Raw genomic sequence first — 9,927 nt, forward strand, 5'->3', positions numbered from 1 at the left:
ATGACTTCCATCTCCCCATTGAGCCGGGCCACGCCGGCCGCCGCACCTGCTTCGTCCGCTACGTCCGCTGCGGCGCCGGGCGCCCCGGCCGCCGTCGCCGGCGCGCCCGTGCCGCAGGCCGGCGAGTCCACCGTGGTGTCGCTCGGCGGCGCGGCGGAGAAGCCGACCACCCCGTCGCTGGTGTGGGAGAACCGCTTCCGCAGCGCTTCCAGCACGCTCATGGCGCGCAACTTCACCGATCAAGCGCCGGCCGGCCGCCTCAAGGGCTTGGGCGCGGAGCTGCTGAAACAGGTGGCCTACGACGGCGCGGATTTCGCGCAATCGGTGCAGCAGGCGCCGGCCGGCGTCGACGCCGGCACCTACGACATGCTGGTGATGCCGGCGCAGGTGTCGCAGCACGGCATGGGCGACAACCAGTTCAAGCTGAGCATCACCACCCGCAGCGGCGTCAAGGTCGATCTGGCGCTGGACGCCGGCGACAACAGCATCGCGGTCGATGTGCGCAGCAGCGCCAAGCTCAATGACGCGGAACGCGAGGCGCTGCGCAAGCTGGCCGACGCCTTCCAGCATTCGATCGACGGCCTGGCCGAGGGCCGCATCGACCTTGGCGGCCTGACGCAATTCGACAGCGGCGTGCTGTCGTCGGTGGACCTGAAGGCGCAGATCAAGCTCGGCCCGGCCGAAACCCAGCAGTTGCAGTTCCACGCCGATACCAGGCAAAGAACGGTGAGTTTCACCGGCCCGGCCGGCAGCGCCAAAATCGGCGTCGACCTGAGCCAACCGGCCAGCTGGGGCAGCAAGGAACAACAGGCCAAGGCGCTGAACCGCTACCTGCAACAGGTCGACCAGGCCGGCCTGCGCGGACAAGGCAACGGCAACATGCTCGGCATGTTCAAGGACGCGTTCACCGCGATGAACAGCGATTACGGCAAGCCGGCGCCGCGCGCCATCTACCTGAGCGACCAGGATCGCGCGCTGACCACCGGCCTGGCCGACTTCACCGCTTCGATGTCGCAGACCGAGGTGGCGTCGAATCCGATGCGCGCCACCGAGAAGGATACCTTCGCCTACGAGCTGTCGCAGAAAACCTCGATCACCGGCCACACGCAGCTGGACCGCGCGATCACGCAGCAGCAGCAATCGCGCCTGAAGGCGACCTACCACGAGCCGATCAAGGCGGACGCGCGGCTGGCGCTGGACCTGCGGCCGGAATCGCAGAACTACAAGTTCGTCAGCATCGACGACAGCGCCAGCAGCAAGACCAGCATCGGCTACGAAAAAGGCGCGCTGGTGCAGGCGGCGCTGGCGATGCAGGCCAGCCAGACCTCGCGCGTGCTGACCTACACGCTGGGCAAGCTGAAAGACGACCACACCACGCCGTCCGCCAAGGCCAGCACGCGCGATCTCCTGACCACGCTGGAACCGGAACGCGCCGGCCTGCCGACGCTGGACGGCGACCAGCGCGAACGCATGCTGTCCAAGTTGAACGAGCAGATCTTCCTGCAATCCAATCCCAACGCCATCGCCGGCTAAGCGCATGAACACCCCCGAATACTTCGTCCTGATGGCGGAATACAACGCCGCCATGAACCGCAACGTCTACCAGGCGGCGGCGACGCTGCCGCACGCCGAGCTGACGGCCGACCGCAAGGCCTTCTTCGGCTCCATCCTCGGCACCCTGAACCACCTGCTGGCGGGCGACACCATCTGGCTCAAGCGCTTCGCCGCGCACCCGGCCGATTTCCCGGCGCTGCGCGTGATGCGCGAGGTGCCGCTGCCCACCGGCGGCCTGGCGCACAGCTTCGGCGCCGACCTGGCAGCGCTGCTGACGCATCGCCAGCAGCGCGACGGCGTGATCTCGCAATGGGCGGCGCAGATCCGCGCCGAGCATCTGGCGCTGCCGCTGGAATACCGCAGCAGCAGCGGCCAGGTGTACCGCAAGGACTTCGGCGCCGTGATCGCGCACTTCTTCAACCACCAGACCCACCATCGCGGCCAGGTCAGCACCTTGCTGACGCAGGCCGGCGTCGACATCGGCGTCACCGACCTGCTGCTGTGGGTGCCGGAGCAGCCGCCTTGTGCGGCCGCGCAGTCCTAGCTATACTGCACTGCAACAATCGACGTTTTATTTTCCGGGGAAGGTTATGTCTCTCGTTTATCGCGCCAGCGCCGATTTCGCCAGGTTGAACCATCCGATGCGGGTGCCGCTGTCGGCGGAGATTCATTCGCGGCCCTTCCTGCAATTGCAGGCGCCGGAAAGCCTGACCCATTTCGCGCTGTACCAGCAGCAGGACCAGCCGTCGCAGAAGTACCACCGCAACAACCAGCACCAGATCCTGCAGCGCCTGTGCATGCACTACGGCGTCGCCGTGCCGCATCCGCAGGCGCGCTACTTCTTCCACGACTTCGGCCGCTTCCGCCTGAAGTGGGAATGCCACACCGAATTCGCCACCTACACCTTCGTCGAACGCGGCGAGCCGGAGATGGATTGCCGCGCCTCGTTCGACCGCATGCCCTTGCAGCACGTGCCGCAGGAATGGCTGGCGGGCCTGGACGGCAAGATCATCGTCGCCGCCCACGTCCTGCTGTGCAAGGGCGAGGCCGACGACGACGCCTCGGTCGAGGCGATCCGCGATCTGTTCCAGGGCAAGTCGCTGGTCGGCAGCAGCGTGGGCAGCGGCGCCGAGGTGTGGACCGACTTCCTGATCCAGCCGGACGGCTTTTCCCGCTTCGTGGTGCGCGACCTGAACCTGCGCGAGTTCCAGTCCGGCCGCCTGGTCGGGCGGCTGCTGGAGATCGAGACCTATCGCATGATGGCGCTGCTTGGCCTGCCGCAGGCCGAGGCGACGCAACCGACGCTGAACGGCATCGAGAACGAACTGGCGGAGCTGACCGCGACGCTGGTGCAGGCCGACGAGCCGTCGCTGGCGACGCTGGAGGCGCGCAGCCCGGATCCGCGCGAGGAGCAGAACCTGCTGCACCGGATCACCAGCCTGGCGGCGCGGCTGGAAAAGCTATCGGTCAACAACAGCTACCGCTTCGCCGCGTCGCAGGCGTATTTCAGCCTGGTGCAGGCGCGCATCCACGAGCTGCGCGAAGTGCGGGTGCCCGGCATGCCGACGCTGGCCGAATTCATGAGCCGCCGGCTGGCGCCGGCGATGCACACCTGTACCTCGGTGGCGCAGCGGCAGGAGGCGCTGTCGAAGCGCATCGCCCGCAGCAACGACCTGCTGCGCACCCGCGTCGGCATCGAGCAGGAACGGCAGAACCGCAAGATCCTCAAGTCGCTGGACGCGCGCGCGGCGCAGCAGCTGCGTTTGCAGCAGGCGGTGGAAGGCTTGTCGGCGGTGGCGATTTCGTATTACACGCTGGGCTTGATCGGCTACGCCGGCAAGGCCATGAAGGCCGGCAACCTGCCGGTCAATCCGGACATCCTGACCGGAGTCGCGGTGCCGCTGGTGATCGCCAGCGTGTGGTTCGGCCTGCGCCGGCTGCATCATCAGCTGGCCGGCGCCAAGGCGCGCAACCAGCAGCATCAGGCCGGCGGCTGACTGAAGCGGCTGGACAGGAAGCTGGCGATGCGGTCCTGGGTCGACTCCAGGTAGGGAATGTTCATGTGGTCGGAATCGGGAATGATTTCGTCGGCGTGCAGCTTGCCCAGCTTTTGCACCAGCAGGTCGGTGTGCGAATGCGGCACCACGTCGTCGAAGGCGGCGCGCAGCACATAGGTCGGCGCCAGCAGCTGATGCGCGTACTTGATCGATTCGAATTTATGCCGCAGCACATACTCCACCGGGATCGCCTTGAATTTGCGCTTGGCGATGGCGAGGATGGAATCGTAGGGCGTGATCAGCACGATGGCGCTGGCCTCGCGCTCCATCGCCACCTGCACCGCGACCCCGGAACCGAGGCTGCGGCCGACCACGGCGATGCGTTTCGGGTCGACGTGATGGCGTTCGCTGAGCCAGTCGAACAGCATGCGGCCGTCCTCGACGAAATGCTCCTCGGCCGGATCGCCGTGCGAATCGCCGTAGCCGCGGTAGTTCACCGCCAGCACCGCCATGCCGGGAAACAGCTTGCCGGCGTCGCGCGCGACCCACGACACTTCCTCGGAGCGGCCGCCGAAATACACCACGCCCGGATGCGGGCCCTTGACCGGCGGCGTCATGAGCCAGCCGGACAGGCGGGTGCCGTCCTTGGAGCGCACCACGATAGGCCGGGTGCGATGGCCGGAGCTGTACGGCTTCAGGACCTCGCGCTTGCTGCCCAGGGGATTGAACAACAAGCGTTTCTGGTTGGCCGCCACCGCGGCGGTGAGCCCCATCCACAACACGCTGACGATGCCGGCCAGACCCGCGACTTTTTTGGAATTATTCATAGCTTCTACTTTACACTTCTCCCCACGACGACGCTGTACGCCGACGCACAAAATAACCCCCGCCGTGGTAAACACCACACATGGAGGCGGGCCGCCTCTTTCTCAAGGCAGAGGAGACAAGCCGGTATAATCGGCGCTTCGCATTTTTCGATACCTGCCTGACAATGAAACCTGCCGTCGTCCTGCTGCACAGCTCCATGAGTTCCAAGTCCCAGTGGCTGCCGTTGAAAGAACAGTTGTCCGGCGACTACCGCTGCATCGCCGTCGACCTGCTGGGCTACGGCGCCTCGCCCTTCCCCGCCGACGCCGACGCGGGCTACGCCCACACGCTGGCGCATGAAGTGGACGCGGTGATCGCGGCGCTGGCGTCGCGGCTGGAGCCGGGCGAACCGTTCCACCTGATCGGCCATTCCTTCGGTGGCGCCTGCGCGCTGCACATGGCGCGCCGCATGCCGCAGCGGGTGCTGTCGCTGACGCTGTTCGAACCGGTGGCCTTCCACCTGCTGCCTTCGCACGACGCGGCGCGGGTCGAGATCGTCGACGTGGTGGCCGGCATCGCCGCCAGCGCCAGCGACCGCGACGCCACCCGCATCTTCATCGATTACTGGAACCGCGCCGGCGCCTTCGACGCCGCGCCGCCGGCGGCGCAGGACAAGATGGTGGCGCAGATCGCCAAGGTGCGGCTGGACTTCCAGGCGCTGCTCGGCGAGCCGGCCGGCATGGGCCATCTGTCGGCGCTGACCATGCCGGCGCTGGTGATGGCCGGCGAGCGCAGTCCGGCCTCGACCCGCTCGCTGGTGGCGCAACTGGCGGCGGCGCTGCCCAACGCCAGCGCGCTGCAGACGCGCGGCGGCCATATGGGACCGATCACCCACGGCGACGCGGTCAACCCGGCGATCGCCGCCTTCCTCAGCGGCGCCGAAGTAACCACCGACTAAATCCGACCCACCCACCGAAAGCCCGCCATGCGCCTGAACGTCCTGCTGCCCTGCCTCCTGATGTGCCACGCCGCGACGGCGGCCGACTACAACCTGCCGGCGCGGCCGGACACCGTGGCCTGGGGCTACTACTCCGGCCAGTCCAAGCCGGTGCTGACGGTGCACAGCGGCGACACGGTACGCATGCAGTCGCTGTCGACCTGCGGCACGCCGGAGCGGATGATCGCCAACGGCGTCAAGCCGGAAGACATCCCGCCCTACACCGCCGCGATCTACAACGAAGTGAAAGACAAGGGACCGGGCGGCCATATCCTCACCGGCCCGGTCGCCATCGCCGAGGCGGAACCAGGCGACGTGCTGGAGGTGCAGATCCTCAAGGTCGACCTGGACGCCAACTTCGCCTGCAACGGCTTCGCGCTGGGCAAAGGCTTCCTGCCGATGGAGTATCCGTACAGCCGCAGCAAGATCGTGCCGCTGGACCGGGACAAGATGATCGGCCACTTCGGTCCCGGCATCGAGATTCCGCTGCGTCCCTTCTTCGGCAGCATGGGCCTGGCGCCGGCCGGCGGCAAGATCGACAGCGCGCCGCCGTTCGTCCACGCCGGGAACATGGACAACAAGGAGCTGGTGGCCGGCACCACGCTGTACATCCCGGTCGCCGTCAAGGGTGGCCTGTTCCAGGCCGGCGATGGCCACGCCGCGCAGGGCAACGGCGAGGTGGACATCACCGCGCTGGAGACTTACCTGAGCGGCAGCTTCCGCTTCATCGTCCACAAGGACCGCCGCCTGCTGTGGCCGCGCGCCGAGACGCCGACCCACATCATCACCATGGGCTTCAATCCGGACCTGAAGACCGCCACCGAACACGCGCTGCGCGACATGCTCGATTATCTGGTCACCGAAAAACACCTGAGCCGGGACGACGCCTACATGCTGGCCAGCGTCGCGGTCGACATGGAGATCACGCAGCTGGTCGATGGCAACGTCGGCGCGCACGCCATGCTGCCGAAGAAGATCTTCACCGCGAAAGCGGCGAAGTGACGCGACGCGCGCTGTTCGCCCTGCTGCTGTCGATCGCCGGCGGCGCGGTGGCGGCCGTGCCGGCGCCGGTCGTGGTCAACGTCATGCAAGCGCCGCAAGCGGTGCGCACCAGCGACGGCGTGCGCCGGCTCTGCTACGAACTGGATATCCTCAATTACTACGCCGATGGCGGGACGCTGGCGCTCACCGATATCGCCGTCTATGGCGACGACGACAGCGCCCCGCTGGCGAGCTTCAGCGGCGCCGCCCTGGCGCAACTGCTGCCGCCCAACAGGGAGCTGGAGGCCGACAACAGCCTGGCGATCAAGGGCGGCGCCCATGCGCTGGTGCTGATCGCCGCGCCGACATCGAGGCCGGTGGCCAAGCTGCGCCACAAGCTGACGTTCAGGAACGACAAGGGCGTCGTCCAGATCGCGGACGACATTCCCGTCACGCCGACCGCCGCGCCACCGACGACGATAGGCCCGCCGCTGCGGGGCGGCGTGTGGCTGGCCGACGAGGGGCCGGGCCACGCCCAATCGCACCACTGGGGCAGCGTGGTGGCGGGCAACGGCCGCGCCACCATCCCGCAGCGCTACGCCATCGACTTCTTCGGCCTGGACGCGCAGGGCCACGCGGTCAAGGCGCCGATCGAGAAGCTGGCGCAGACCACGGTCGCCGATTGGATAGGCTGGAACGCGGAGGTGGTGGCGGTGGCCGATGGCGTCGTGCGCGACCTGCAGGATGGCGTGGCGGAACGCAAACCGCTGTCGCCGCAAGAGCAGCCGGAGGAACTCAGCACGCGCTCCCTGTACGGCAATTTCGTGGTGCTGGAAATCGCGCCGCATGTGTATGCGCACTACGCGCATCTGCGCGACGGCAGCATCAAGGTCAAGCCGGGGCAGCGCGTCAAACGCGGCGAGGCGCTGGGCAACCTGGGCCTGACCGGCGGCGCCGGCGCGCCGCACTTGCATTTCCATCTGGCGGACAAACCGACGTTCGCCGATTCGCAAGGGCTGCCGTTCGTGTTCGACGTTTATACGCCGATCGGCCATGCCTCCGAAAGCGACGCGCTGAACCAGGCCAGCGCCATCCGGCTCGCGCTGAAGGCGGCGCCGCTGCGGCAGCGCATGCCGGTCAACGGCGACATCATCGGTTTCCAGACCCGGTAGGCCTGAGCGGCGGCGCCGGCTCGGAATTCACGCATGGCCGCATCACCCATGACTGCCGCAGTTTCTGTTCGGTCTCCAGCAGCGACGTGCGTTGCGCTTGCAGCGCCAGCATCATTTTGTCGATTTCGACCAGCCGCGCGGCCAGGCTCTCGATCAGGCCATCCTGCAAGGCCTTGCCTTCCAGCGCCAGCACGGCGCGGATGGCGTCCAGCGTGAAGCCGAGGCTCTGGCCTATGTCGATGACGTGCAGCTGTTCCAGCGTGGCGTCGTCGTATTCACGATAGCCGTTCGAGCCGCGTTTCGCCTTCGGCAGCAGGCCCGCCCGCTCGTAGTAGCGGATCGCCGATGTGGCGAGGCCGGACCGCTGCGCCAATTCCCCTATCTTCATTTCGCTTGACCTTGAAGTTGACTTCAACCTTAGCATACCGTATTTCTGCCACCGATTACGGAACCACCATGATGTTTACTCCACTCATCCTGCCCAACGGCAGCATCCTTCCCAACCGCCTGGCTAAGGCCGCGATGGAGGAAAACATGGCCGACGCCGGCCAGTTGCCCGGTCCCGCGCTGCATAGCCTGTATCGCAGCTGGGCGCTGGGTGGCACGGGCCTGCTCATCACCGGCAATGTGATGATCGACGGCCGTGCGGTGACCGGGCCGGGCGGCGTGGTGCTGGAAGCCGGCACGCCGCTGGAGTCGTTCAAACTATGGGCGCAGGCCGCGCGCGCGAACGGCACGCAGGTGTGGATGCAGATTAATCACCCGGGCCGCCAGGTGATGGCCAACCTGGGCGGCAACGCCTGGGCGCCATCGGCGGTGGCGCTGGACATGGGCAAGCATAGCAAGATGTTCGCCCAGCCCATCGAGATGACGCCGGCACAGATCGCGGAAGTCGTCGCACGCTTCGCCGCCACCGCGCACGCCGCCGAGCAGGCGGGCTTCAACGGCGTCGAGCTGCATGCGGCGCACGGGTATTTGATTTCCCAGTTCCTGTCGCCGTTGACCAACCAGCGCAAGGATGAATGGGGCGGCAGCTTGCCCAACCGGGCGCGCTTGCTGCTGGAAGTGGTGCGCGCGGTGCGGCGGCGTGTGTCGGCCGGGTTCAGCGTCGCGGTCAAGCTCAATTCGGCCGACTTCCAGCGTGGCGGGTTCTCGGAGGACGATGCCGGACAGGTGGTGTTGCTGTTGAACGAGCTGGATGTCGACATGATCGAGCTGTCCGGCGGCAGCTACGAGAGTCCGGCCATGCAGGGCCGCACCGCCGACGGCCGCACGCTGGCGCGCGAGGCTTACTTCCTGGAGTTCGCGGCCAAGCTGGCGGCCGTGGCGCGCATGCCGGTGATGACCACCGGCGGCATCGCGCGTGCCGAGGTGGTCGAGCAGGTGCTGGCCAGCGGCGTCGCCGTCGCCGGCATCGCGACGGCGCTGGCCGAAGTGCCGGACTTGCCGCAGCAATGGCGCGCGGGCCACGCACCGGCCGCGTTGCCGCCGCCGGTCACATGGAAGGACAAGACGATGACGGCGTTGGCGACGATGGCGCTGGTCAAGCGCCGCATGCGCGCGCTGGCCGCAGGCCGGTCGGAGGCGCGGCGCTACTCGCCGATGTTCACGCTGATCGTCGACCAGTTGCGGACCATGCGGCTGACCAAACGCTATCGCGCGTGGTTGCAGCAGTATCCAACATCGACTTAGTTGAAAGCGACGTCCTCGATCCGGAAGCGATACTTGCGGCGCTCGGGCAGATCCCAGCCCTCGCCAGGAGTGCGCTCGCGGGGCGGCGATGGGGCGACGATGGATTGCGCTGGCGCAGGCGATGGCGCCGGTGCCAATGTCTGTGCGTGCAGGGCTGCGATCAATGCGAGCGTCGTTTTATCCGGCATCACAGGTGCAACGCGTTGAGGCTCGCGAATCCCTTGCTTCGCCTGCTCCGCGCGCTCTTGCCGCAGGCGGCAGGCGAGCGTGAAGTGCTTGTCTTCAGGGCGGCGGATATACAGGTCGGTCCAAGCATTGCGGGTGGTGCGGGCAAAAGATTGCGCGAACTGATTGGGCGACACCGCTTTGCCTTTATGGATGATCTTGTCTCCTTCGACGCGGGCGTAATTGTTCTCGCCGTAGCTCCATGAACGCAATACAGTCCCTTCCGGCAGGAACAGGGATTTCCATTGGTAGCCGCGCACGCTGGCGGGATCACTGCCGGATGCCAGGGTCGATTGTTCTCGCAACCAAAGTTCGATCGCGGACGTGATGGCGTCCGAAAGATCCTGCGATCCGCCCCGGATGCGTAATTGTCCAATCAGTCGGAGTAGAGTGTCCGTGTCCACCTGCACTGTCGTTGTGGATTTCATTCGATTTCCCCTTCTATTTACTTCGGCTTTCCTCTATTTAGACCGGGAATTCGTGGGGAAGTTCAAAATCGAGG

General features: G+C 66.7%; 10 protein-coding genes. 7 read left to right on the forward strand and 3 right to left on the reverse strand.

Annotation, left to right across the window (positions count from 1 at the left end; genetic code table 11):
* From GW587_RS28060 to GW587_RS28070, 3 genes are read left to right on the forward strand one after another with little or no spacing between them, the layout of a single operon-like run.
* Entirely contained in the window at window positions 1–1,533 is a 1,533-nt protein-coding gene (locus GW587_RS28060) for a hypothetical protein (RefSeq protein WP_166108207.1), read from the forward strand.
* Between the two features lie 4 nt (window positions 1,534–1,537).
* Window positions 1,538–2,098, forward strand: a complete 561-nt coding sequence (locus GW587_RS28065) for a DinB family protein (RefSeq protein ID WP_166108208.1) — start codon at window positions 1,538–1,540, stop codon at window positions 2,096–2,098.
* A gap of 46 nt (window positions 2,099–2,144) precedes the next feature.
* Complete coding sequence (locus tag GW587_RS28070) at window positions 2,145–3,551, forward strand: DUF3422 family protein (protein WP_166108209.1); 1,407 nt, start codon at window positions 2,145–2,147, stop codon at window positions 3,549–3,551.
* Here the strand turns inward: GW587_RS28070 and GW587_RS28075 are convergent.
* On the reverse strand, window positions 3,536–4,378 hold the full coding sequence (locus tag GW587_RS28075) for an alpha/beta hydrolase (protein ID WP_166108210.1): 843 nt from the start codon (window positions 4,376–4,378) through the stop codon (window positions 3,536–3,538). The two genes, GW587_RS28070 and GW587_RS28075, sit on opposite strands and share 16 nt — an antisense overlap.
* A gap of 164 nt (window positions 4,379–4,542) precedes the next feature.
* Here GW587_RS28075 and GW587_RS28080 point away from each other — a divergent pair, with 164 nt between their 5' ends.
* The 3 genes from GW587_RS28080 to GW587_RS28090 are packed head-to-tail and all read left to right on the forward strand — an operon-like array spanning window position 4,543 to window position 7,508.
* Window positions 4,543–5,316, forward strand: coding sequence for an alpha/beta fold hydrolase (locus GW587_RS28080; protein WP_166108211.1), 774 nt, complete (start codon window positions 4,543–4,545; stop codon window positions 5,314–5,316).
* A 27-nt stretch (window positions 5,317–5,343) separates the two neighbouring features.
* A complete protein-coding gene (locus GW587_RS28085; protein WP_229259695.1) occupies window positions 5,344–6,357 on the forward strand; it encodes an acetamidase/formamidase family protein in 1,014 nt (337 codons plus the stop codon).
* Window positions 6,354–7,508 carry a M23 family metallopeptidase gene (locus GW587_RS28090; protein WP_166108212.1) on the forward strand — a complete coding sequence of 385 codons (1,155 nt, stop codon included), beginning with the start codon at window positions 6,354–6,356 and terminating at the stop codon, window positions 7,506–7,508. The genes GW587_RS28085 and GW587_RS28090 overlap by 4 nt, the downstream gene beginning before the upstream one ends.
* Here GW587_RS28090 and GW587_RS28095 read toward each other — a convergent pair.
* Window positions 7,486–7,896, reverse strand: coding sequence for a MerR family transcriptional regulator (locus GW587_RS28095; RefSeq protein WP_166108213.1), 411 nt, complete (start codon window positions 7,894–7,896; stop codon window positions 7,486–7,488). The two genes, GW587_RS28090 and GW587_RS28095, sit on opposite strands and share 23 nt — an antisense overlap.
* Before the next feature lie 68 nt (window positions 7,897–7,964).
* On the opposite strand from GW587_RS28095, the gene GW587_RS28100 reads away from it, so the two are divergent.
* Complete coding sequence (locus GW587_RS28100) at window positions 7,965–9,200, forward strand: NADH:flavin oxidoreductase/NADH oxidase family protein (RefSeq protein WP_207393675.1); 1,236 nt, start codon at window positions 7,965–7,967, stop codon at window positions 9,198–9,200.
* Here the strand turns inward: GW587_RS28100 and GW587_RS28105 are convergent.
* The gene (locus tag GW587_RS28105) at window positions 9,197–9,853 is read right to left on the reverse strand and encodes a hypothetical protein (RefSeq protein WP_166108214.1); all 657 of its coding nucleotides are present in this window, start codon (window positions 9,851–9,853) and stop codon (window positions 9,197–9,199) included. The genes GW587_RS28100 and GW587_RS28105 overlap by 4 nt on opposite strands.
* Window positions 9,854–9,927 lie beyond the last annotated feature (74 nt).

The organism is Duganella aceris, from assembly GCF_011090165.1.
Classification (GTDB): domain Bacteria; phylum Pseudomonadota; class Gammaproteobacteria; order Burkholderiales; family Burkholderiaceae_D; genus Rugamonas; species Rugamonas aceris.

What these genes read in the sequence shown, in the direction of transcription:
- GW587_RS28060 (WP_166108207.1), top strand. Translation starts at nt 1, where the DNA reads ATGACTTCCATCTCCCCATTGAGCCGGGCCACGCCGGCCGCCGCACCT.
- GW587_RS28065 (WP_166108208.1), top strand. Translation starts at nt 1,538, where the DNA reads ATGAACACCCCCGAATACTTCGTCCTGATGGCGGAATACAACGCCGCC.
- GW587_RS28070 (WP_166108209.1), top strand. Translation starts at nt 2,145, where the DNA reads ATGTCTCTCGTTTATCGCGCCAGCGCCGATTTCGCCAGGTTGAACCAT.
- GW587_RS28075 (WP_166108210.1), bottom strand. Translation starts at nt 4,378, where the DNA reads ATGAATAATTCCAAAAAAGTCGCGGGTCTGGCCGGCATCGTCAGCGTG.
- GW587_RS28080 (WP_166108211.1), top strand. Translation starts at nt 4,543, where the DNA reads ATGAAACCTGCCGTCGTCCTGCTGCACAGCTCCATGAGTTCCAAGTCC.
- GW587_RS28085 (WP_229259695.1), top strand. Translation starts at nt 5,344, where the DNA reads ATGCGCCTGAACGTCCTGCTGCCCTGCCTCCTGATGTGCCACGCCGCG.
- GW587_RS28095 (WP_166108213.1), bottom strand. Translation starts at nt 7,896, where the DNA reads ATGAAGATAGGGGAATTGGCGCAGCGGTCCGGCCTCGCCACATCGGCG.
- GW587_RS28100 (WP_207393675.1), top strand. Translation starts at nt 7,965, where the DNA reads ATGATGTTTACTCCACTCATCCTGCCCAACGGCAGCATCCTTCCCAAC.
- GW587_RS28105 (WP_166108214.1), bottom strand. Translation starts at nt 9,853, where the DNA reads ATGAAATCCACAACGACAGTGCAGGTGGACACGGACACTCTACTCCGA.